General features: G+C 33.4%; 21 protein-coding genes. 15 read left to right on the forward strand and 6 right to left on the reverse strand.

Annotation, left to right across the window (positions count from 1 at the left end):
- The first annotated feature begins 515 nt into the window (after positions 1-515).
- Positions 516-1,457, forward strand: coding sequence for a hypothetical protein (locus tag OZP12_RS07940; RefSeq protein ID WP_281228502.1), 942 nt, complete (start codon positions 516-518; stop codon positions 1,455-1,457).
- Between the two features lie 216 nt (positions 1,458-1,673).
- Positions 1,674-2,438, forward strand: a complete 765-nt coding sequence (locus tag OZP12_RS07945) for a protein kinase family protein (protein WP_281228503.1) — start codon at positions 1,674-1,676, stop codon at positions 2,436-2,438.
- On the opposite strand, the gene OZP12_RS07950 is transcribed toward OZP12_RS07945, so the two are convergent.
- The 3 genes from OZP12_RS07950 to OZP12_RS07960 are packed head-to-tail and all read right to left on the reverse strand — an operon-like array spanning position 2,419 to position 5,279.
- Entirely contained in the window at positions 2,419-3,213 is a 795-nt protein-coding gene (locus OZP12_RS07950) for a glycosyltransferase family 2 protein (RefSeq protein WP_281228504.1), read from the reverse strand. The two genes, OZP12_RS07945 and OZP12_RS07950, sit on opposite strands and share 20 nt — an antisense overlap.
- A gap of 4 nt (positions 3,214-3,217) precedes the next feature.
- Positions 3,218-4,174 (reverse strand): glycosyltransferase family 2 protein, encoded by a 957-nt coding sequence (locus tag OZP12_RS07955; protein WP_281228505.1) that lies wholly within the window; start codon positions 4,172-4,174, stop codon positions 3,218-3,220.
- Between the two features lie 37 nt (positions 4,175-4,211).
- Positions 4,212-5,279, reverse strand: a complete 1,068-nt coding sequence (locus tag OZP12_RS07960; RefSeq protein ID WP_281228506.1) for a glycosyltransferase family 9 protein — start codon at positions 5,277-5,279, stop codon at positions 4,212-4,214.
- 71 nt (positions 5,280-5,350) lie between these two features.
- On the opposite strand from OZP12_RS07960, the gene OZP12_RS07965 reads away from it, so the two are divergent.
- From OZP12_RS07965 to OZP12_RS07975, 3 genes are all read left to right on the forward strand, one after another.
- Positions 5,351-6,064, forward strand: a complete 714-nt coding sequence (locus OZP12_RS07965; protein ID WP_281228507.1) for a polysaccharide deacetylase family protein — start codon at positions 5,351-5,353, stop codon at positions 6,062-6,064.
- An 8-nt stretch (positions 6,065-6,072) separates the two neighbouring features.
- Complete coding sequence (locus tag OZP12_RS07970) at positions 6,073-6,822, forward strand: glycosyltransferase family 2 protein (RefSeq protein WP_281228508.1); 750 nt, start codon at positions 6,073-6,075, stop codon at positions 6,820-6,822.
- Positions 6,823-7,171: 349 nt separating this feature from the next.
- Entirely contained in the window at positions 7,172-7,924 is a 753-nt protein-coding gene (locus tag OZP12_RS07975) for a glycosyltransferase family 2 protein (RefSeq protein ID WP_281228509.1), read from the forward strand.
- A gap of 100 nt (positions 7,925-8,024) precedes the next feature.
- Here the strand turns inward: OZP12_RS07975 and OZP12_RS07980 are convergent, their stop codons facing one another.
- Positions 8,025-8,840 (reverse strand): 2,3,4,5-tetrahydropyridine-2,6-dicarboxylate N-succinyltransferase, encoded by an 816-nt coding sequence (locus OZP12_RS07980; RefSeq protein ID WP_281228510.1) that lies wholly within the window; start codon positions 8,838-8,840, stop codon positions 8,025-8,027.
- A 132-nt stretch (positions 8,841-8,972) separates the two neighbouring features.
- On the opposite strand from OZP12_RS07980, the gene OZP12_RS07985 reads away from it, so the two are divergent.
- The 3 genes from OZP12_RS07985 (at position 8,973) to OZP12_RS07995 (ending at position 11,744) form a co-directional block, all read left to right on the forward strand.
- Positions 8,973-9,707 carry a class I SAM-dependent methyltransferase gene (locus tag OZP12_RS07985; protein WP_281228511.1) on the forward strand — a complete coding sequence of 245 codons (735 nt, stop codon included), beginning with the start codon at positions 8,973-8,975 and terminating at the stop codon, positions 9,705-9,707.
- Between the two features lie 23 nt (positions 9,708-9,730).
- Positions 9,731-10,141 (forward strand): Holliday junction resolvase RuvX, encoded by a 411-nt coding sequence (gene ruvX, locus OZP12_RS07990; RefSeq protein WP_281228512.1) that lies wholly within the window; start codon positions 9,731-9,733, stop codon positions 10,139-10,141.
- Positions 10,142-10,250: 109 nt separating this feature from the next.
- A complete protein-coding gene (locus OZP12_RS07995; RefSeq protein WP_281228513.1) occupies positions 10,251-11,744 on the forward strand; it encodes a malate:quinone oxidoreductase in 1,494 nt (497 codons plus the stop codon).
- 108 nt (positions 11,745-11,852) lie between these two features.
- Here the strand turns inward: OZP12_RS07995 and OZP12_RS08000 are convergent, their stop codons facing one another.
- Positions 11,853-14,066 carry an FUSC family protein gene (locus tag OZP12_RS08000; protein WP_281228514.1) on the reverse strand — a complete coding sequence of 738 codons (2,214 nt, stop codon included), beginning with the start codon at positions 14,064-14,066 and terminating at the stop codon, positions 11,853-11,855.
- A 278-nt stretch (positions 14,067-14,344) separates the two neighbouring features.
- Here OZP12_RS08000 and def point away from each other — a divergent pair, with 278 nt between their 5' ends.
- The 3 genes from def to mazG all read left to right on the forward strand — a co-directional run bounded on the left by def (position 14,345) and on the right by mazG (position 16,389).
- On the forward strand, positions 14,345-14,932 hold the full coding sequence (gene def / locus OZP12_RS08005) for a peptide deformylase (RefSeq protein ID WP_281228515.1): 588 nt from the start codon (positions 14,345-14,347) through the stop codon (positions 14,930-14,932).
- A gap of 68 nt (positions 14,933-15,000) precedes the next feature.
- Complete coding sequence (locus OZP12_RS08010) at positions 15,001-15,492, forward strand: DUF5606 family protein (protein WP_281228516.1); 492 nt, start codon at positions 15,001-15,003, stop codon at positions 15,490-15,492.
- 123 nt (positions 15,493-15,615) lie between these two features.
- Complete coding sequence (mazG, locus tag OZP12_RS08015; protein ID WP_281228517.1) at positions 15,616-16,389, forward strand: nucleoside triphosphate pyrophosphohydrolase; 774 nt, start codon at positions 15,616-15,618, stop codon at positions 16,387-16,389.
- 66 nt (positions 16,390-16,455) lie between these two features.
- Here the strand turns inward: mazG and OZP12_RS08020 are convergent, their stop codons facing one another.
- Positions 16,456-17,136: a Crp/Fnr family transcriptional regulator gene (locus tag OZP12_RS08020; protein ID WP_281228518.1), complete on the reverse strand. Its 681-nt coding sequence runs from the start codon at positions 17,134-17,136 to the stop codon at positions 16,456-16,458.
- A 110-nt stretch (positions 17,137-17,246) separates the two neighbouring features.
- Here OZP12_RS08020 and OZP12_RS08025 point away from each other — a divergent pair, with 110 nt between their 5' ends.
- The 4 genes from OZP12_RS08025 (at position 17,247) to OZP12_RS08040 (ending at position 22,337) form a co-directional block, all read left to right on the forward strand.
- Complete coding sequence (locus OZP12_RS08025) at positions 17,247-19,619, forward strand: heavy metal translocating P-type ATPase (protein ID WP_281228519.1); 2,373 nt, start codon at positions 17,247-17,249, stop codon at positions 19,617-19,619.
- A 121-nt stretch (positions 19,620-19,740) separates the two neighbouring features.
- Positions 19,741-19,914 (forward strand): cbb3-type cytochrome oxidase assembly protein CcoS, encoded by a 174-nt coding sequence (gene ccoS / locus OZP12_RS08030; RefSeq protein ID WP_281228520.1) that lies wholly within the window; start codon positions 19,741-19,743, stop codon positions 19,912-19,914.
- A gap of 66 nt (positions 19,915-19,980) precedes the next feature.
- The gene (gene ccoN, locus OZP12_RS08035) at positions 19,981-22,158 is read left to right on the forward strand and encodes a cytochrome-c oxidase, cbb3-type subunit I (RefSeq protein ID WP_281228521.1); all 2,178 of its coding nucleotides are present in this window, start codon (positions 19,981-19,983) and stop codon (positions 22,156-22,158) included.
- A gap of 11 nt (positions 22,159-22,169) precedes the next feature.
- The gene (locus tag OZP12_RS08040) at positions 22,170-22,337 is read left to right on the forward strand and encodes a CcoQ/FixQ family Cbb3-type cytochrome c oxidase assembly chaperone (protein WP_281228522.1); all 168 of its coding nucleotides are present in this window, start codon (positions 22,170-22,172) and stop codon (positions 22,335-22,337) included.
- Positions 22,338-22,346: the final 9 nt, after the last annotated feature.

Genomic DNA, 22,346 nt, shown 5'->3' on the forward strand with positions numbered 1-22,346 from the left:
TGATATAGTAAATGTTTGATTTTAATTGGTCAACATCAGATAGAAAACATTATTGAATATTAAGAATTCTGAATGGTTGATTCTAGATTGTATTTAATAATATCATTACACAAAGGAACGAATAAAAAAATATAATTATGCAAATTAGGGATCTAAGATGGGACATTATTTAAGTTTTTTGATTTATTCTGATATTAAATAATTGAGTTGAGTATTTAATTGCTTACAATTAATAAAAAATCACTGCATATTGATTGAGCTTCAAAAATACACTTTTTTTGAGCCTTTTAGTTTATGCAAATAAAAATTATGTGTTTTATTTTGTAAAAATATTACTCAGTGAAATTTTAGAAGTTAATTTATTTGGAGAAGGATTTTTAATTAATTTTTGGAATTACTTGTTTTCTTTTTTTGAATATTTAAATTTTTGTAAGTATTTTGTTTGTTTTTTTGTTTTAAAATAAAAAAAAAGACTACATTTGTTGTGAATTTAATTTATAAAGTAAAGTTGTATTATGAAAAAATGTATTGTTCTTATGGTGATATTATTTAGTATTGCTAGTTGTGATTCACCTCAAACGGAAAATGAAAGTCCAGTAGCTTCCAAAGAATCAGGATTAAAAACAGAAAGAGTTTTTTTTAAAGATTGGACTGATTTGACTAACGAGTATGCGAGAATCTCTAAGTTGAGTAAAGAAGAAATTTTTGGAGAGAATGACTATGAATCAATTATTCAAAATGATGAAAGCCGTGAGAATTTATCTCCTGCTCTTAATAAGTTTATGAATAAAGATAACGAGTTTCAGATAGGAAATGAAATCATGTGGTTTAAAGATGGTAATTTTTATTCATTTAATGTGAAAGATGAAAAAATATTGGATTCTTTAAAACTTAACTATAAAAATATCCCCGTAAGTGAAAAAATTGTTACAGGTATTGTAAGCGAATCAAAATCTAATAATAAAGGATTAAGCAGTCGAACTTCGATTGGTACTAATGGAGCAATTGATGCAAGGTATCAATATCAGTTTCGTAGACAATCATATTATGATTGTGGATCGACAGTTAATCAAGGAACAACAACGAGAGATCAAAAATATGTGCATGAGCTATACACTGAAACTGTAAATGGTTGGAATTCACTTTATTTAAGGGTTAAGTTAGAGTGGAATCCAAGCGGCGGAAAATGGCGTTTTGCAGGAGAAAAAAGAACAATTACAGTAAATATTTCCGGGAATGCAATTTTGACTACTACATATGGAGATGAAGTACCTGGGACATACGGTCAATTTGCAGTTAATCAGACATATAATTGTTCTCAAGATCAGACTATTTTATTATACTATTCTCAAGATTTTGGATCTCCGCAGTGGCATGTTGATATTACAGGGACAATTTATCAGCAAATAAATGGCGACGCATATTATAATGCATGGACAAATTATGTTAATTGGTAATTAAATTAATAGATATTTCTTTAAGTATTGCTTTCGCAAACTAAATCATTCAATGTAATAAGGGCTAGTTTTTTTAAATTAGCCCTTTTTTGTGTGCAGAAAACAAGTCATAAACATAATTTTGTTTACAAACTAATTTGTTGTATCAGTAATCTTTTTTATGGTTCTAAAAAATCATTTGGTATTTTTGTAAAAAATTAAAGTCATAAATAATTTATGTATTTTACTGTAAATCCTAAATTCAGTTCAAAGTCAATAGCAATCAAAGATTGTATTTCTAATTTCAAAACTACTGGAAAACTCTTTGGCGACGGCAAAAGAAATGTTATTAAGTTGTTTGAACTTGGGGGATTGACGATGAATATTAAATCTTTCAAAACACCTAATTTAATCAATAAAATTGCTTATCGGTATTTTAGAAAGTCCAAAGCAAGGCGCTCTTTTGAGTTTGCTACGCTTTTGTTAGAAAAAGGAATTGGAACACCTCAACCTCTTGCATATCTTGAAAATTACGACTGGATAGGATTGAAAGATAGTTATTATGCGAGCGAACATCTTGAGTGTGATTTGACTTATAGGGAATTGGTCGAAATACCTTCTTATCCTGATCATGAGAATATCCTTCGCCAATTTACTCGTTTTTCGTATTCTTTGCATCAAAAAGGGATTGAATTCAAAGATCATTCACCAGGAAATACATTAATTAAGAAGAATGCCGAAGGTGAGTATGACTTCTTTTTGGTTGATTTGAACCGAATGAGCTTTCATGAAAAAATGTCGTTTGATCTGCGAATGAAAAATCTGCGCCGTTTGACACCATTAAAAGAAATGGTTGCGGTAATGAGCAATGAATATGCAAAACTTTCAGGCGAATCTGAGAGTTTAATTTTCGAAACACTTTGGAAATACACTGCCGATTTTCAGGAGAAATTTTACAGAAAAAAAAGATTAAAAAAGAAACTTAGGTTTTGGAAGAAATAAAACTTTTCTTTTGTTTCCAAAGTTTTTTTAGTTCTCTGTACCGAATAACGATCGAATAAGCATTTAGATAACAAATGATTATTCCTTTTTTGCCATCAAGAAATCCTAATCGCATGAAATAATTATAAATGAAATTATATGAAGGATGGAAAAGTTGATGGAAAACAGTTGTTTTTTTGTTTTTTAAAAACTTTTCCTGAGCTTTGAATTTGCCGTAAAAAATAATTTTATCCCTGTAATCCTGATAACTCGAATAGGAATAGTGAATGAGTTTATTTTTTAGAAAACCAATTTCGCCATTAACAATCAGCTTTTCATGAACCAATCTTTTTTCATCATATCGAGCTGATTTTTTATCGAAAAGCCGAAATATTTTATCGGTTTGATTGCCGCTATATTTCAGAATACTATTTTCAAACATAAAAATCCGCTCAAAAAAATAAGCCGAATAGGTTTTATTATTTTGTAAAGTTTGGACAATTTCCTGCTTTAATTCTGGTGTCAAAACCTCGTCGGCGTCAAGAAATAGAATCCAGTCATTCTGAGCTTTTGAAATTGCAAAATTTCGCTGAGCAGAAAAATTTTCAAACTTATTCTGAATAAACTTTACTTTGGGAAATGATTTGGCAATAGTTTGCGTTCCGTCTGTACTGAATGAATCGACAACCACAATTTCATCAGCAAAATCCAAATCCGATAGCAAAGCTTTTAAATGTTTTTCTTCATTTAAAGTGATGATTAACACAGACAATTTTTCGGAATTGCTATTGATCATGAATTTATTTTTGATAGTTAACGGATTGTTTGCTCAGCCAAGTTTGTTTTTTTATAGCGTTAAAATAATAATCACAAAGATTTTTGAGAATGTGTCTATTGGTTTTCAACTTTATATTAGAAAACAAAAATAGACTTAAAATCGTTAGAAAGCTTTTTTCAATAAGCGTAAAAATAATAAGGAAAAGGTGAGCTGGTACTTTAGACAAAGCAGAAAAATTATTGTTTACATAAACGTGTTTTGAAATTAAAACTTCAGTTTTACTGATGTGTTCGGTTTCAAAATCATTTCTTGAAGACCCACCATGTTCGTGTAAAATAGTTGTGTTTCGAGTTACTGTAATTTTACCATTTTGTTGACTGATTTTTTTGCAAATTTCTACATCTTCAAAATAAAGCCAATAATCTTCATTCCATCCATTTACTTTTTCAAATCTATGTTTGCTGATGAAAATGGCAGCGCCTGAAACCCAGTCAGGATAAAATAATTCTTCGTCGCCGTTAAAACTAGTTTTTGTTTTTCGGTATAAAAAACGGCCTATTCCAAAAATCTGAAACAGTGACGGAAAAATATTTTGTTGATTAAAATGGCGGTTATTTTTGTCTTTCAGAAGGCAGGATAATATTCCTATCTCAGGATGTTTTTTGGATGTCGTGTAGAGTACATCAATGGTATTTGGTGAAATTATTGTGTCAGGATTTAAAAAAAGAAAATATTTTCCTTTTGCTCTTTTTGCTCCCAAATTACATCCATTGGCAAATCCTGAATTAGTATCGTTTTGGACGAAAACAACATTTTTAAATTTATTTTGATAAAAATCAAACTGCCCGTCATCAGAAAAATTGTCAACTACGATTACTTCAAAAAGGATGTTTGCTTTATCTGCCGAAAGTATTGATTCCAGACACTTAAGCAAAGGTTTCCAACTTCGGTAATTGACAATAATAATAGATATATCCATTAATGTGATTGGATAGGTTTTTTGATGGACTTGATTTTTATGTATTGCTGGTTATGAAAAAATCGATTTTATCTTTAAATAATTCAGGTGTTAGCTGTTGGTACAAAGAAGTGTGGTTTTTCTTTATTTCGTCATGATGGATGTCCGTAAATAAATCGGGTCTGAAATCTTTCAAATGAACTGAAATGTTTTTCAATCCATCTTCGAATGTGGCCCAAATGTTCTTTTCTACAAAAGGAGAAAAAATTGTGAAAGCGGGCTTGTTTAACGCCTTTGCCATGTTGATGGCACCACCGTCATTACCAATTATTAAATCACATTGATTCATTATCGCTACAAAGGATCTTAAATCTTTACCAAATAAATCAAAACGTATTTTTTCCTGAGTTTCTTTTGAGCAGGCATTGTAAATTGTTTTTGCATCTTCAATTTGACTATCGAAATAATTAAAAAGAATTGTTACGTCTTTATGGTTTGCAACGTATTCAACAACTTTGGTCATATATTGTAATGGATAAGTTTTGTTTTTTTCGCTTCCCAGCAAACTTATCATTATTGTTTTTTTGCTTCGGTCTATTTTGTGTTTTTCAAATAGAGCAATGGTTTCTTCATTTTCTTTTGGACTGACAAATAATTTTGGATAGGGGTCTAGTTTGCTTTTATCCAAATTTAATGGTTCCAATAACAAAAGCCTGTTGTCAATGGCAAAACCATATTTTGGTTGTGCATTATTGTCAAAACGTTTTAAATTATGGGTATAGAAAATTGTAGTGTACCATTTATAATAGCCAATTTTAATTTTAGCTCCAGTAAACATCGTAATGAGGTTTGTTTCCAGTTTATTGTAAACATCAATTACAATATCGTATTTTTTAGCTCTAATTTCAAAAATAAACTTAAATAGAGAGAAATAATTCTTTCTTATTTTGTGAGGTAGTGGAACTATGTTGTCAATATATGGATTCCCTATTAGTACATCAAGGCTATTGGTGTAACACATGTAATCAATTGTTGCATCGGGATATTGTTTTTTTAAATTGTTACATATTATTGTACTTGTAAGTACGTCACCAATTCTTTTTTGTTGAATAACTAAAATTCTCATTATTGTTTCGACTATTTTTAAATAAAAAAGTTACTTTTGAAAAGTCATCAATATTACAAAAAAAAAAATTAATGTCGAAGTTGCCAATCCTAATGTATCATAATGTTACAGATGATGTATCTAAAACGAATGATTTAACTGTTTCTACCGAAAAACTTGAATCTCAGTTTAAGTTTTTGCATGATAATGGCTATCAGACATTTCACTTTAATGAATTAGAAAATCGCAATTCTTTACCCGAAAAAAGCGTTATTATTACTTTTGATGATGTTACCGAAAATCAGCTTATTTTTGCCGTGCCATTACTTGAAAAATATCAATTAAAGGCTTCTTTTTTTGTTCCGTTTACATATGTGGGAAATTATGACTATTGGATTGAGGGCAAGGAAAAGATAATGAGTGTTGAACAATTGAAAGGTTTGGATAGCAATTTGATAGAGCTGGGGTATCATTCTTTTGAACATAAAAGATATGCCTCGATGTCTAAAGAGGAGTTGTTGAGTGATTTTGAGAAAAGCAATCTTTTTATAAAAGAAAATAATCTTAATATTGTACCGGTTTTGGCTTATCCTTTTGGAAATTATCCCAAAAAGGATGAAAAATTTGCCGTTTTTGAAAAAGTATTATCTCAAAATGGCATAATCTTTGGCTTGAGAATTGGAAACAGAGTAAATCGTTTTCCTTTCAAAAATAATTATTTGGTAAAACGAATTGATATAAAGGGGGAGGATAATTTGTTTAGATTTAGATTAAAATTAAAAATTGGAAAACTTAAATTGTTTTAATAGATATTATGAAAATTAGTGGGCTGGTTATAACCTATAATGAAGAAAAACATATAGGAAAATGTATTGATGCGCTTTATAAAGTGTGCGATGAAGTAATCATAATCGATTCACTAAGTGCTGATAATACTGTTAAAATTGCCGAAGAAAAAGGAGCGAAGGTCATTTCGCAAGCTTTTTTAGGTGATGGTCCCCAGAGAATATTTGGACTGGCTTATTGTAAAAATGATTGGATTTTAAACTTAGATGCCGATGAGATTCTTGCAACCGATGCTGAAGAATTTATTTTGTCTGGAAAATATGAGAAAGACGATTATGATGTTTACTCTTTCCGATTGTATAATTATATGGACGATAAACTAATCAATTTCTCTGGTTGGTATCCTGACAGAACATCTCGTTTTTTTAATAAAAAAACAGCATCGCCGTCAAAAGATGTGGTTCATCAAAGAGTTTCCGGGCTTAAGAAAACTGAGGTAAATCTTCATATTCATCATTATGCATGGAAGGATTTGAATCAATTTATAACCAAAAAGAATTTGTATTCGACATGGGCTGCGCAACAACTTTATGACGACGGTGTTAGGGTTTCGGGTTATAAACCTATTCTTAATGGGACAGTTGCATTTATACGATGCTATTTTTTCAAAAAAGGATTTCTGAATGGACTTGACGGGCTAACCATTTCAATGGTTCAAGCTTTCTTCTCCTATTTGAAATACGCTAAACTCATTAAAATTCAGATTAAAAATAAATAATCCTTTTAAAGGAGTTCAAAAAAGAAAAATCCAAATCCCAATCTAAATAATTGGGATTTGGATTTTTTATTTGGCGTTAAGGCCAAAAGAGGTTGTAGAGTCATGTGCTATTTGGATTAGTTGTTAAAATTTTATTAAAACAGACATTCGTCATTAAACTAAAAAAAAGGGTTTGAGTCTAAACTCTTGAATAAAGTAATTTTTATTTCAGATTAATTAGTCAAGATGTTAAGTCGAAGTTGTTGCTGCTTAGGATTGTCTAAGCAGTGATGATTTTGATGGTAGGTGATAATAAAGAGACAGTTTTTCAGTTTTAGAAATACATTTTAATAAAAAAATAAATAGTTTAATGGCAATAAGCGGATTGGTTATTACTTTCAATGAGGAGAAAACAATAGGTGAGTGTATCGATGCGCTTTTTAGAGTTTGTGATGAAGTAATTATAGTTGATTCCTTTAGTAAGGATCGAACAGTTGAGATAGCTAAAGCAAAGGGAGCAATAGTTATCGAACAATCTTTTCTGGGGGATGGTCCCCAACGTTCACACGGATTGCCATATTGCAAAAATGATTGGATTCTTAATTTGGATGCAGATGAATTTTTGGATGTCGATGCGGAGGATTTTATACAGAAAGAAAAATATTTAAAAGGCGGTTATGACGCTTTTAGTTTTAGGGTAAAAAATCACTTAGGAAATAAATTAATAGATTTTGCAGGTTGGTATCCGGATCACAAAGTTCGTTTTTTTAATAAAACAACGGCCAGACCTTCGGATTCAAGAGTGCATCAGACAATAGTTACAACAAATGAAAAGAAAGTTCCGGTACATATATTGCATTATGGTTGGGATTCTTTGGGACAAATGCTTTCCAAAAAAAATCAATATTCCAATTGGCATGCTCAGCAACTTTTTGATCAAGGATTTAGGATATCATCATTTAGGCCTGTTTTGAGCGGAACGGTTGCGTTTGTTCGTTGTTATTTTTTTAAAAAAGGTTTTTTGAACGGACTTGATGGATTGACAATTTCGTTGATTCAAGGTTTCTTTTCTTACAGTAAGTATTTTAAACTGATTAAAATTCAGAATGCTGACAAAGGATAAGTTTTTTGTCTTATCAGAAAAGAGGTTTAAATAAAAAATCCAAATCCCAATTGTTTAGATTGAGATTTGGATTTTTTATTTTGGAATTTAATTTGAAAAATTAAACCGCTACATCATATTCGCGTAAAGCGTTATTCAAAGATGTTTTTAAATCAGTTGATGGTTTGCGAGTTCCAATAATCAAAGCACATGGCACTTGGTATTCGCCAGCAGCAAATTTTTTAGTGTAACTTCCAGGAATTACAACTGAACGAGCAGGAACAAAACCTTTCATTTCAACAGGAGTATCTCCAGTAACGTCAATAATTTTTGTTGAAGCAGTCAAACATACATTGGCGCCAAGAACCGCTTCTTTACCTACGTGTACACCTTCTACAACGATACATCTTGAACCAACAAATACACCGTCCTCAATAATTACAGGAGCTGCTTGTAATGGTTCCAAAACACCACCAATTCCAACACCTCCACTTAAATGTACGTCTTTACCAATTTGTGCACAACTACCAACAGTTGCCCAAGTATCTACCATTGTTCCGGCATCAACATAAGCACCAATGTTTACGTAACTTGGCATCATGATTACACCGCTAGAAATGTAAGCACCATAACGAGCTGATGCGCCCGGAACTACACGAACTCCTTTTTCGGCATAGTCTCTTTTCAGCAACATTTTATCGTTGTATTCAAATATTCCAGCTTCTAATGTTTCCATTTTTTGAATTGGGAAATACATTACAACAGCTTTCTTTACCCATTCGTTTACTTGCCATCCGTCTTCTTTTGGTTCGGCAACACGTAATTTTCCTGAATCTAATAATTCGATAACTTCTCTGATGGCATCAGTAGTTTTTGTTTCTTGTAGTAAAGCGCGGTTTTCCCAAGCTTGCTCTATTATGGACTGTAATTCGTTCATTTTTGATAATTTTTTTGCAAATATACCATTTTTGGCCAATAGCAAAAAAAGGAAATGTATTGAAAATGTTATGGATTTAACTTATGCTTGTTTAATAATTGTAAATTTGGTAAAAGTAAAAAGAATGGAAATGTGAAAGATAATTTTTCTAAACAAGCTTTGGGATATTCAAAATATCGACCTCAATATCCTGATGAGATGATTGATTATTTGATTTCGTTTGTCAATAATAAATCAATGGCACTTGATATTGCTACAGGAAACGGACAGATTGCCCATAAACTAACAGCTTATTTTGAAAAAGTGTATGCAACTGATATCAGTCAAAAACAATTGGATAATGCTATTCAAGCTCCAAATTTAGTTTATCGATTAGAGCCGGCTGAAAAATCAAGTTTTGATAATCAGGCTTTCGATTTAATTACTGTTGCCCAAGCTGTCCATTGGTTTGATTTTGATTTGTTTTATAAAGAGATCTACAGAATCTTGAAGCCTGATGGAGTTTTTGCGGTATTGGGATACGGATTGTTTTCTACCAATTCCGAATCAGATGTGATACTTCGCAATTATTACTACAACATTGTTGGGTCGTATTGGGATAAAGAGCGAAAATATTTGGATGAAAATTATACTACGATTCCTTTTCCTTTTAATGAAATGGAAACAAAAAGTTTCGAAAATCATTTCATTTGGACTTTTGAAGAATTGATTGGTTATTTGAAAACCTGGTCAGCAACACAGCATTATATTTTGAAAAATAAAAGCAATCCGATTGATTTAATTAGAGAAGAATTGAAAATTTCCTGGCAAAAAAATGATAAGAAAGTGACTTTTCCTTTGTTGCTCCGTATTGGAAAATTAAAATAGTTACCTTTGATAAAAAAAATAAAATGCCAAGAATACTCGCCATAGATTACGGACAAAAACGAACAGGAATAGCGGTTACCGATGAATTGCAAATTATCGCTTCGGGTTTGACTACGATTCCTTCAGCTACTGCAATTGATTTTTTGAAAGATTATTTCGCCAAAGAAAAAGTAGAAGCGGTTCTTATTGGAGAGCCCAAACAAATGAATGGAGAGCTATCTCAAAGTGCTTCCATCATAAAAGGATTCGTAACACATTTCACCAATCATTTTCCGGATATGAAAGTCATTCGCGTAGATGAGCGTTTTACTTCAAAAATGGCTTTTCAAACCATGATTGATAGCGGTCTCAATAAAAAGCAGCGTCAAAACAAAGCGTTAATTGATGAAATTTCGGCCACAATTATGCTTCAGGATTATTTGAATCGGAAATAATGTGGTTTTTTTAACAATGTGTTGGTGTGTTCAAGGTTTTATAACTGAAAAAATATTTTTTTTTGGGGTTTTTAGAGCTAATTTTGCAGCTTTTTAAATTTCATACAAAATGCCAGATTCAACAATTAGGACAAATGCCGAAGTAGTACTTATAGGTGCAGGAATAATGAGCGCCACTTTAGGGATGATTCTGAAAGAATTACAGCCCGACATTAAAATAGAGATTTACGAAAGATTGGATATTGCCGCCGCCGAAAGTTCTGATGCATGGAATAATGCGGGAACGGGTCACTCCGCTTTTTGTGAATTGAATTATACTCCAGAAAAGAATGGCAAAATAGATCCTAAAAAAGCCATTAGTATAGCCGAATCTTTTGAGGTATCAAGACAGTTTTGGGCTTATATGGTGCAACAAAACTATATTACCTCTCCTGAAAGTTTTATCAAAAGTATTCCCCATATGAGTTTTGTTTGGGGGGATAAAAACGTCTTTTATCTTAAAAAGAGATTTGATGTTTTACAGCCAAATGCCTTGTTTAAGGATATGCAATTTACCACTGACTTTGATAAATTGAAAGAATGGATGCCTTTGGTAATGGAGTCCAGAAAAGAAACGGGTAAATATGCAGGAACAACCATGAAAATGGGAACCGACGTTAATTTTGGTGAATTGACACGATGCATGTTTAATCATCTGTCCAAAATGGAAGGGGTGTCAATGCATTTTAATCATCAGGTAAAAAAACTGAAAAAGCGTGAGGATGGAACTTGGAGGATTAAAATCACAGATTTAGAAAGCGGTCAAAAGAGAAAATCCTATACTAAATTTGTTTTCATTGGAGCTGGTGGTGGTTCGTTACCATTGTTAGAAAAAGCAAATGTACCGGAAGGAAAAGGTTATGGTGGTTTCCCTGTAAGCGGGCAATGGTTGAAATGTACCAATCCGGAAGTTATTGCGAAACATGAAGCGAAAGTATATGGAAAAGCTAGTGTTGGAGCACCTCCAATGTCTGTTCCTCATATCGATTCGAGAATGATAAATGGCGAAAAAGCATTGCTTTTTGGACCTTTTGCAGGATTTTCAACTCGTTTTCTGAAAAATGGTAAATACTCTGATTTGCCTTTGTCTATAAAAACGAATAACGTAATTCCGATGCTTGCCGCGGGTTACAAAAATTTACCTCTTACCAAATATTTAATTGAGCAAGTGCGTCAATCGCCTGCTGACAGAATAAAAGCTTTGAAAGAATATGTTCCTAAAGCTGTTGCCAAAGATTGGGTTTTGGAAAGAGCTGGGCAAAGGGTACAAGTAATCAAGAAAGACGAAAAAGAAGGTGGAGTCCTTGAATTTGGTACTGAAATGATTACTACTGCCGATGGTTCTTTGGCAGTTTTGTTGGGAGCTTCGCCAGGAGCGTCAACTGCAGTTTCTATTATGTTGGAATTAGTTGGTAAATGTTTTAAAGAAAAAAGTCAAACTCCTGAATGGCAAGAGAAATTCAAGAAAATGATTCCTTCTTTTGGACAAACATTAAATGATAAGCCAGAGTTATTAGCGGAAATCAGAAAGAATACTTCTGATGTTTTGAAACTCAATGAATAGATTTTTTTTTCAGCCACAGTTAGTGTTTGGAACTTGTGGCTGTTTTTTTAACCTCTTGGGTGTAATTCCGTTTTATTTTAATGAAGCAGAATTGCACCCAATGTTTTTTTATTCTTCCATTAAAGTTTTGGTTGTTTTTAAAATATTTTCGGATAAATTAGTCAGCCAAATTAATTGTTCAATAACCAATTGGGCTTCCTGCATTTTTATTACAAAGGCTTCCTCATCAATTGGAATTCCTTCTTTTAGCTCTTTTTGACGAATGTTTTTTAATTCGGTAAAACGGTTGGCTAACTCTTCATTGGTAATTTCGGTTTTTGTCTCAAATTCCTCTTCTTTTAAAAGGGCAATAGCCTGTTCTAGATTTTTGAGCACTTTTTCTACAACAATAGTCAGTGCTTTGGAAGACGGTGTTGTTTTATGGGATTGCGTATAAGTTCCCAAAGAGGCTATAGATGAAAGCAAAGAATGGTTGAGTTCTGTCAATTTATACACGAGCAACCTGTTCTTTTGTTTGGATTTTGGTTCCTGTGACATTCTTTGGAACGAAGCCATAAGATTTCCGATTTCGATAAATGCATTTTTTCGGGCTAGACGGTAGGAAGTGGTAACGTCTCCTTTTTTTGTGTAGAAATCGAATATTTCCTTTAAATATTCTCTATTCGCAGAAATCGATTTTTCCAAGTATTCAGGGGCTTTGGTGTATTCCCAAGATGGCCATAGGAAATGGTTGGCTAAGTAGGCTAGTAAAGCTCCCGTTAAAGTATCTACTATTCTGAACTGAATTACATGAACAACATCCGGTGTTAATACGCCATATAAAAATACAATATACATAGTTACAAATGCTGCGCTTACAGTGTATTTTATGGTGTTGAATATGAATCCCAAAAGCATGCATAATATTGCTAAAATACTTAAGGTATAGTGGTTAGTAACTAACAATAATACGCTAAATGCAATGATTCCACCAATTATTGTTCCAATGGCTCTTTCGATGGATCGCTGTTTGGTTAATCCATAACCAGGTCTCATGATGATGATAATCGTCATGAGAATCCAATATACATTTTGAAACGGAAGAATAAGCCCTATGGCGTATCCCGCTGCCAAAGTAGTTGTCAGCCTTAACGAATGTCTGAAAATGGTTGACGAAAAACCAAGGTTTTCTATAAACGTGCTTATCGGATAATATTGTGGAGCCAAGAATTTTTCTAAATCTTTGTCCTTTCCTTTGAAATCATAGGTATTGGTCACGATTGTAAAGGCTCGTTCAATAATTTTGATTTTTTCAATTTGTTTTTCGGCATATTCAAGCATGGTTCTTAGCATGAAAACACCTTCAGAAGCTTCTTCTTTGTCTAATTCGTTTTCATACTCTTCGATGGCTTGCTCTAATGCTTGAAGCCCTTTGAATAAGGAGTGTTTTGAAACGTATTTGGTTCTGTTCTCGATATTTTTGGATATGCGTTTTAAAGTGGAGGCAAGGTTGTAGGCAAGATTTTGATAAGTAGTTAAAACCTTGGGGTGTTTTTCAAATTTTTGATGTAATTTATTATGGTCAAATGAAGTAGATAGTGCCAATTCTAATATTTCTACCAAAGAAATAAATACAATTAGCATTTTTCGATTTTGATTGGAAGAAACAGAATTGATTTGTTTCCCGATTAGTACTCTTCGGATATTATGGTGAATGTCATTGAGTTCGACCTGTAAATGCAATTGCTTTTCGAGTATTACTTTTCTGTCGGCAATGCTGTTCCATAAATCGCCTCTTAATTTTAGGTATTTTGAGGTTAATTTGATGCATTCGGTAACCTGCAATTCGGCATATCGATAAGGACGAAGGTAATAAAACAGTAATGAGACAATAGTGTAAAATAGCCCTCCCGCAAGTATTAAACCTGAATGTTCGATCATTTCCCATCCGGTGTACGTGTGGGATAACGACAATGATATAGTTAATAAAGCAGAAAACGAAGTGAATGTGGCTCTTTGCCCATATACCGAAATCATTGCCAAAATAAATACCAACAAACAAAAAAATGGAAAGAAAATTACAGGGTAAGGATAGGTTAGATTGATGGATAGATTGACTCCAGCCACCAAAAAAGCAGTTACGATTAATCCGTTGATTTTATGTTGCAAACTACTTGGAATGTCACTAGGGTAGGTAAGCAGCGCACCGAGCGCTATGGCAAAACCCATTTCGAAATATCCCAGGTAGCTGAGTACTAAAACAGGAAAAACCGCAGATAATGTTGCTTTTATGGCATTAGTAAAATAAGTGGTATCTGTGAATTTTTCTATTTTATTAATCATGAAGCTAAGTTTGATACAAAGATAAGTTTTATATGTATTAAGGCAGTTTTATAAAGCCTTTCTTGAACTAATTTACTAAATTCTGTTAATTTTTTTGGTTAAAATGGTATCAAAATCATGTTTTATTTCTGTTGAAAAGAATTCGCAGTTTTTGGTGGTCAAAATTCGAATACTTTTTCGGAAGAAATCAATCGATATCTATTTTTTTACTACTTTTGCGAACTTAAATAAACGGTTTTTCCCTTTATTTACGCTAGTTAATAATAAATACAAATCAAATGATATTACCAATTATAGGATATGGTGATCCTGTTTTAAGAAAAATAGGGGAGGAACTTACTCCGGATTATCCAAATTTGAAAGAAGTTATTGCAAACATGTACGAAACCATGTATAATGCAAGTGGAGTTGGTCTTGCTGCTGAGCAAGTGGGTTTGTCAGTGCGATTGTTTGTTATTGATACGACTCCGTTTAGCGATGATGAGGATTTGGAAGACAAAGAGCAAAACAAATTGAAAGGTTTCAAAAAGACTTTTATCAATGCCAAAATTATAAAAGAAGAAGGTGAGGAATGGGCTTTTAACGAAGGTTGTTTAAGTATTCCGGATGTTCGTGAAGATGTGTACCGAAAACCAATAGTTACAATTGAATATTGTGAGGAGGACTTTGTGATGAAGACCGAGGTTTTCGATGGTTTGATTGCCAGAGTTATTCAGCATGAATACGATCACATCGAAGGGATTTTATTTACAGATAAAATATCATCTTTGAAGAAGCGTTTGATTCAAAAGAAATTAAAAAATATCAGCGAAGGGAAAACATTTCAGGATTACAGAATGAAGTTTTTTGCCAAAAAAGGGAGATAATTTTTAACTAATCTATTGACAGTATTAAGTTTTCAGATTTTAATAAAGAATAAATAAAAAAGATAAAAATGAGTTTAGAGAAAATCTTATCCATTTCAGGAAAACCAGGATTGTATGTTTTAAAAGTGCAAACGCGTACCGGTTTTGTGGCGGAGTCATTATTGGATGGAAAAAAAATTACAGTAAGTTTAAAAAGCAATGTAAGTTTGTTATCTGAAATTTCCATTTACACTTACGAAGGTGAGAAACCATTGACCGAAATCATGCAAAACATTGCCAAAAGAGAAAACAATGGACAAACCATTTCTCACAAAGAAGACAATGCAACACTATTGTCTTATTTCAGAGAAATATTGCCCGAATATGATGAAGAAAGAGTGTATGCTTCTGATGTGAAGAAAATAGTAAATTGGTACAATATGCTTCAGGATAAAGGTCTTTTGATAGATGCTCCAGCTGAGGCAGAAGAAGCTGCTCCTGTTGCTGAAGAAGTTGCGGTTGAAGAAGTTGTTGCCGAAAAAAAGGCTCCTGCTAAAAAAGCAAAAGCAAAGAAAGAGTAATTATTCCAAATTCAGTATATTTATCCTGCCGAGATTTTCTTGGCAGGATTTCTTGTTTTTACAATGATGATGTTTAGTAAAACACTAAACTTTTAAACCAAATAACTTATCTAAATTTTTCTAATGAATTCTAAGCAAAAACAACTCCAAGCCTTTGAACGATTGCTGAACATTATGGATGATTTGCGCGAAAAATGTCCTTGGGACAAAAAGCAAACCATGCAAACGCTTCGCCATCTTACTATTGAGGAAACTTACGAATTGGGGGATGCAATCTTGGATAATGATTTAAACGAAGTCAAAAAAGAATTAGGGGATTTGCTGTTGCATATCGTGTTTTATGCCAAAATAGGGAGTGAGACGAATGATTTTGATATGGCCGATGTTTGTAATGATATTTGCGAAAAATTGATTCACAGGCATCCTCATATTTACGGAGATACAATTGTTAAAGACGAGGAAGAGGTAAAGCAGAATTGGGAAAAACTCAAACTAAAAGAAGGAAAGAAATCTGTTCTTGAAGGTGTTCCCAAAAGTTTACCGGCACTTGTAAAAGCCAGCAGAATTCAGGATAAGGTAAAAGGTGTAGGGTTTGATTGGGAAGAACCGCATCAGGTTTGGGATAAAGTGCAGGAAGAATTGCAGGAATTGCAGGTTGAGGTTACAGCAGGTAATCAGGATAAAATGGAATCCGAGTTTGGAGATGTTTTGTTCTCAATGATTAATTACGCCCGATTCTTAAATATTAACCCCGAAGATGCTTTGGAGCGAACCAATAAAAAATTCATTAAGCGTTTTCAGTATCTTGAAAGCAAAGCCAAAGACCTTGGTAAGCCCTTAATGGATATGACGCTTGCCGAAATGGACGTTTTTTGGAACGAAGCGAAGAAGTTGTAGATTTCCGTAATAGAATTTTGTGTCAGTATTTAGTGGTCTTCTGATTTTTGCATTGTGACCACTGTTTTACTCAGCTAGTTTTTTAAGCTTTTGAAGGTCTTTTAAAACAATTTTTTTACCTACTAATTCAATTAGCCCCAATTTGTTGAAATCAGATAATAAACGGATACAACTTTCGGTTGCAGTACCTATCATACTAGCCAATTCGTCTCTAGAAAGCTGAACTTTCAGTGTTTTATCGTTATTGATGCCAAAAGTTTCGTGTAAATAAATCAAAGTTTCTGCCAAACGTTCTTTTACCGATTTTTGTGCCATATTAACCATGTGGTCGTCTGCCAATCTCAAATCGCCACAAATAGTTTTCATTACGTTCATTGAAAACTGATTGTTTTTGTCGAAAAATCCAAGTATTTCATTTTTGGGAATAAAACAAACCTGCATATCTTCTAATGCTACGGCGCTCAAATTGGCAGGCTCTTCACTTATCATGGAGCGCTGACCCAATAGTTCACCTTTGGCAACAAGTTTAACGATTTGATCTTTTCCGTTTGGACTTAATTTGGTCAATTTACATATACCGTCCTTTACGCAAAAAATGCCGTTGACATTTTCACCTTCTTCAAATATGGTTTCTCCCTTTTTGATGGTTCGGGAAGTTTTGCATTCAGAAATTTTTATAAGTTCGTCTTTACTTAGCGCTTTCAAAGAGCTAAATTCCCTCACGATACATTGCTCACATTTACTCATAATGAAATTGTATTTTCGACTACAAAGTTATAAATTTATATGATAAATATCATTGTTGTTATACAATCAATTTACGAATTTTGTGCGTTTTTAATTTCCCCCTTTTGTTTATGGAAAAAAATAATTGTTTTCATTGTGGTTTAGTAATAGAGGATAAAATTATCTTTGATGAAAAGGAATTTTGCTGCAACGGGTGTAAAACAGTTTACGAGATATTTAGCCTAAATGATTTAACATGCTATTACGATTTTGAAAAATCACCGGGGGCAACTCCACAAGATATAAGCGGGAAGTATGATTTCTTGGATAATGAAAGTATTGTTGCAAAATTATTGGAGTTCCAAGAAGATGCAACAGCCATTATTTCATTAAGTATTCCGCATATTCATTGCAGTTCTTGTATTTGGATTTTAGAAAATTTACAAAAACTCCAAAAAGGGATTAACACTTCGCAGGTAAATTTTCCCGAAAAGAAAGTCCGAATCAATTACAATCCTGATGTCGTTTCCCTGAAAAGTATTGTTCATTTATTGAGCTCGATTGGCTATGAACCTTATATTAGTTTGGAAAATTACGAAACAGGGAAAAGAAATATCGATAGAAGTCTGACTTATAAATTAGGTGTGGCATTCTTTTGTTTCGGGAATATTATGCTGCTTTCATTTCCTGAATATTTCGAGGTAAAAGAATATTGGTTGGATAATTATCGCCCCTTTTTCAGGTGGTTGATTTTTGCTTTGTCTTTGCCTTCTTTTTTATACTCGGCTAGCGGTTATTATGTTTCGGCCATTAAAAGCATAAAGTCCAAAATGCTCAATATCGATATTCCTATTGCCTTGGGAATTGTTGTGATGTTTGTTCGAAGCACTTTTGATATTGTAATGGACTATGGTTCCGGTTTTTTTGACAGTTTGACCGGATTGATTTTTTTCATGTTGTTGGGAAAAATGTTTCAAATTAAAACCTATAGTTTCCTTAGTTTCGAAAGGGATTTTAAATCTTATTTTCCGATTGCCATTACCAAAATTAATGCTGACACGACAGAGGAAAGTATTCCTGTTTATGAAATTAAAAAAGGGGACCGATTATTGATCCGAAATCAGGAATTGATTCCGGTTGATGGTATTTTAATATCTGATAAAGCAGAAATTGATTATAGTTTTGTTACCGGAGAAGCCGTTCCGATTACCAAGAAATCAGGTGATAAGGTTTTCGCTGGTGGAAAGCAAATTGGAAAAGTAATCGAAATGGAAGTGTTGCATTCGGTTTCCCAAAGCTATCTGACTCAACTTTGGAGTAATGATGTTTTCCAAAAAAGGGTAGAGCAAAAACATAAAACCATTACCGACAGTATAAGTCGTTATTTTACGCCAATACTTTTGTTGATTGCATTTGCAGGATTTGGATATTGGATATTTTTTGATGCCAATACCGCTTTCAATGTTTTTACAGCCGTACTGATTGTTGCCTGTCCTTGTGCATTGGCATTGACAGCTCCTTTTACGATGGGGAATATGCTTCGTATTTTTGGTAATAAACATTTTTACCTAAAAAATGCTTTGGTGATTGAACAATTGGCCAAAGTCGATACGGTTGTTTTTGATAAAACGGGAACTATCACCACCAATGCAAAATCGAATATTTCTTATGAAGGAAAAGTGATTGACGAATCTAATTTGGCATTATTGAAAAGTGTACTTCGTGCATCAAATCATCCTTTGAGTCGAATGTTATACGATTTTCTTCCGGAGACCAAAAGATTAAAGTTGGATTCATTTGAAGAAATAACAGGAAAAGGTATTCAGGCTGAAGTTAATGGAATTTCAATTCAAATGGGTTCTGCCAATTTTGTTGCTGAAAAAGGACAAAGCGAAATTCAGCAAACTTCTGTTCATGTAAAAATAGGAGATGAGTACTTTGGGAAATATATTTTCAACAATCAATATAGGGAAGGCTTATCTGAATTATTCAGTAAACTGAGTTCTCAATTCCAACTGAAAGTTTTGTCGGGTGACAATGAAGGAGAGCGCAGTCTATTAGAGTCAATTCTGCCCAAAGGAACCGAAATGGTTTTTAATCAAAAACCGGAACAGAAATTGGAATTCATAAAATCATTGCAAGAACAAGGCAAAAATGTAATGATGGTTGGTGATGGACTTAATGATGCCGGTGCTTTGGCACAGAGTAATGTGGGGGTTTCTATTTCAGAAAACGTGAATGTTTTTTCGCCCGCTTGTGACGCTATTTTGGATGCAAAAGAGTTTAAAAGGCTGCATTACTTTTTAAAGCTGTCCAAAAAATCCATAACTACAATCAAAATGAGTTTCACTTTGTCACTTTTGTATAATGTAGTTGGATTGTCTTTTGCAATTACAGGAAATCTGTTGCCATTGGTGGCTGCAATCATTATGCCGTTGAGTACCATTACGATAGTGAGTTTTGTGACAGTGATGAGTAATTATTATTCAAGGAAAATAAAATAACACAATATGTAGTTTTCTTATTTTTTTTCATAAATTTAACATATTGGATTAAATATGATAAATGTCATATTTTCTTAGAAGTGATGAATTTACTTTTGTTTACTAAATATTAAGATGTCTTATGAGTGTTATTTATTTATTAATCGCAATCAGTATTTTCGTTGCTATTTGCTTCTTTATCGCTTTTGTTTTTGCGGTAAAGTCAGGTCAATATGATGACGATTATACCCCATCGGTTCGAATGCTTTTTGACGATGAGTTAATTAAATCTTCCCAAAAGAAATCTGAAAATTAAAGGTAAATTACTCTTTAATCTTTTGATTGAATTCTGTTATAAACAACTTTAAAATCAATTATAAATATGGAAATGGAACAATTTTATTATGACAACAAAATTGTAAAGAAGTTCATTTATGCTACCATTGTGTTTGGAGTAGTTGGGATGTTGGTGGGTCTTATATTGGCCACTATGTTCCTTTTCCCAAACATGACCGAGGGTATTTCTTGGTTAAGTTTTGGTAGGTTGAGACCTTTACATACCAATGCAGTAATTTTTGCCTTTGTAGGTAACGCAATGTTTGCGGGTATTTACTACTCGTTGCAGCGTTTATTAAAAGCCAGAATGTACAGTGATTTCTTGAGCAACCTGAATTTTTGGGGTTGGCAATTAATTATTGTTGCTGCGGCAATCTCTCTCCCATTGGGATATACTTCGTCAAAAGAGTATGCCGAATTAGAATGGCCAATTGATATTGCCATTGCTTTAATTTGGGTAGCTTTCGGTATCAACATGATTGGTACAATGCTAAAAAGAAGAGAGCGTCATTTATATGTTGCCATTTGGTTTTACCTAGCCACATTCATTACGGTAGCGGTATTACATATTTTTAATAGTTTGGAGTTACCGATTTCCGCTATGAAAAGCTACTCTGTTTATGCAGGGGTGCAAGATGCATTGGTGCAGTGGTGGTATGGTCATAATGCGGTTGCTTTCTTCTTGACAACGCCATTTTTAGGTTTGATGTACTATTTCGTGCCTAAAGTTGCCAATCGTCCTGTGTATTCTTATAGATTGTCCATTATCCACTTTTGGTCATTGATATTCTTATATATTTGGGCAGGGCCTCACCACTTATTATATTCTGCTTTGCCAACTTGGGCTCAAAATTTAGGAGTTGTTTTCTCAGTAATGTTGATTGCGCCATCTTGGGGAGGTATGATTAACGGATTGCTTACTTTAAGAGGAGTTTGGGACAAAGTACGTGAAGAACCGGTTCTGAAATTCTTTGTTGTAGCTATGACCGGTTACGGAATGGCAACTTTTGAAGGACCAATGCTTTCTCTTAAAAATGTAAATGCTATTGCCCACTATACGGACTGGATTATTGCCCACGTACACGTTGGAGCTTTAGCTTGGAATGGTTTCATGGCGTTTGGTATCATTTATTGGTTGATTCCAAGAATGACAAAAACCACTTTATATTCTACTAAACTGGCTAATTTCCATTTTTGGGCCGGAACACTTGGAATTATATTATATGCATTGCCATTATATTTAGCTGGATTCCTTCAGGCTTCTATGTGGAAACAATTTAACCCTGACGGAACTCTAACTTACGGTAACTTCCTTGAAACAGTTACTCAAATCATTCCGATGTATTGGATGAGAGCGATTGGGGGAACCTTGTATTTAACAGGGATGTTAACGTTGGTTTACAATATTATTCAAACAGTTAAAGCTGGTGAAGAAGTTGAAGATGAATTGGCTGAAGCTCCGGCATTAAAAACTATCAGTTCAGGAAGACTTAAAGGAGAAAAATACCATAGCTGGTTGGAAAGAAAACCAATCAAAATGGCTGTTTTCGCGACAATCGCAATATTAATTGGTGGAATTATTCAAATCGTTCCAACGATTATGGTGAAATCTAATATTCCGACAATTTCAAGTGTTAAACCATATACTCCTTTGGAATTAGAAGGTCGTGATTTGTATATCCGTGAGGGTTGTGTTGGATGTCACTCTCAATCGGTTCGTCCATTTAGAAGTGAAGTGGAGCGTTATGGACCACAATCCAAAGCTGGAGAGTTTGTTTATGACCATCCATTTTTATGGGGATCAAAACGTACAGGTCCTGATTTGTTAAGAGTTGGTGGGAAATATAACGACAACTGGCATTTTAACCACTTCTGGAGTCCACAAAGTATTTCGGCAGGTTCTATTATGCCTAGCTACAAATGGTTGTTTGACAATAAACCAATGGACATTTCTTTGACCGAAAAGAAAATGAAAGCAATGAAGACTCTTGGTGTTCCTTATACCGATGCTCAAATTGCAAGCGGTTTGAAAGATTTAAGAGCTCAGGCAATTTCGATTGAGGAAAGTCTTAAAAATGATCCTGACTTTGTGAAAAGTTATGATGAAAGCAAGAAAAAAGCTTTGGCTAAAGGAGAGAAATTCGTTCCGATGAACGAAAGAGAAATTGTGGCATTGATTGCTTACATTCAAAGACTGGGAACTGATATTAAAGTGAAAGAATAAAAGTTAGCGTTATGTTTGAGCAAATAAAACACAATATGGAAACCATTGCCGGTGTTGCAATATTTCCGATACTATCGTTGCTGATTTTCTTTTTCTTTTTTCTTGGTTTGGGCTTTTGGGTTTACTCCTATAAAAAAGAGACTATTGACGAAATTAGCCAAATCCCGTTAGAAGACTAATTGTACAAT

The sequence above is a fragment of the Flavobacterium aquiphilum genome (genome assembly GCF_027111335.1).
In the GTDB taxonomy this organism is placed as follows: domain Bacteria; phylum Bacteroidota; class Bacteroidia; order Flavobacteriales; family Flavobacteriaceae; genus Flavobacterium; species Flavobacterium aquiphilum.

What these genes read in the sequence shown, in the direction of transcription:
- ccoN (WP_281228521.1), top strand. Translation starts at nt 19,981, where the DNA reads ATGGAAATGGAACAATTTTATTATGACAACAAAATTGTAAAGAAGTTC.
- OZP12_RS08000 (WP_281228514.1), bottom strand. Translation starts at nt 14,066, where the DNA reads ATGATTAATAAAATAGAAAAATTCACAGATACCACTTATTTTACTAAT.
- def (WP_281228515.1), top strand. Translation starts at nt 14,345, where the DNA reads ATGATATTACCAATTATAGGATATGGTGATCCTGTTTTAAGAAAAATA.
- OZP12_RS07960 (WP_281228506.1), bottom strand. Translation starts at nt 5,279, where the DNA reads ATGAGAATTTTAGTTATTCAACAAAAAAGAATTGGTGACGTACTTACA.
- OZP12_RS08025 (WP_281228519.1), top strand. Translation starts at nt 17,247, where the DNA reads ATGGAAAAAAATAATTGTTTTCATTGTGGTTTAGTAATAGAGGATAAA.
- OZP12_RS08040 (WP_281228522.1), top strand. Translation starts at nt 22,170, where the DNA reads ATGTTTGAGCAAATAAAACACAATATGGAAACCATTGCCGGTGTTGCA.
- mazG (WP_281228517.1), top strand. Translation starts at nt 15,616, where the DNA reads ATGAATTCTAAGCAAAAACAACTCCAAGCCTTTGAACGATTGCTGAAC.
- OZP12_RS07975 (WP_281228509.1), top strand. Translation starts at nt 7,172, where the DNA reads ATGGCAATAAGCGGATTGGTTATTACTTTCAATGAGGAGAAAACAATA.
- OZP12_RS07950 (WP_281228504.1), bottom strand. Translation starts at nt 3,213, where the DNA reads ATGATCAATAGCAATTCCGAAAAATTGTCTGTGTTAATCATCACTTTA.
- OZP12_RS07970 (WP_281228508.1), top strand. Translation starts at nt 6,073, where the DNA reads ATGAAAATTAGTGGGCTGGTTATAACCTATAATGAAGAAAAACATATA.
- OZP12_RS07955 (WP_281228505.1), bottom strand. Translation starts at nt 4,174, where the DNA reads ATGGATATATCTATTATTATTGTCAATTACCGAAGTTGGAAACCTTTG.
- OZP12_RS07965 (WP_281228507.1), top strand. Translation starts at nt 5,351, where the DNA reads ATGTCGAAGTTGCCAATCCTAATGTATCATAATGTTACAGATGATGTA.
- ccoS (WP_281228520.1), top strand. Translation starts at nt 19,741, where the DNA reads ATGAGTGTTATTTATTTATTAATCGCAATCAGTATTTTCGTTGCTATT.
- ruvX (WP_281228512.1), top strand. Translation starts at nt 9,731, where the DNA reads ATGCCAAGAATACTCGCCATAGATTACGGACAAAAACGAACAGGAATA.
- OZP12_RS07945 (WP_281228503.1), top strand. Translation starts at nt 1,674, where the DNA reads ATGTATTTTACTGTAAATCCTAAATTCAGTTCAAAGTCAATAGCAATC.
- OZP12_RS07995 (WP_281228513.1), top strand. Translation starts at nt 10,251, where the DNA reads ATGCCAGATTCAACAATTAGGACAAATGCCGAAGTAGTACTTATAGGT.
- OZP12_RS07940 (WP_281228502.1), top strand. Translation starts at nt 516, where the DNA reads ATGAAAAAATGTATTGTTCTTATGGTGATATTATTTAGTATTGCTAGT.
- OZP12_RS08020 (WP_281228518.1), bottom strand. Translation starts at nt 17,136, where the DNA reads ATGAGTAAATGTGAGCAATGTATCGTGAGGGAATTTAGCTCTTTGAAA.
- OZP12_RS08010 (WP_281228516.1), top strand. Translation starts at nt 15,001, where the DNA reads ATGAGTTTAGAGAAAATCTTATCCATTTCAGGAAAACCAGGATTGTAT.
- OZP12_RS07980 (WP_281228510.1), bottom strand. Translation starts at nt 8,840, where the DNA reads ATGAACGAATTACAGTCCATAATAGAGCAAGCTTGGGAAAACCGCGCT.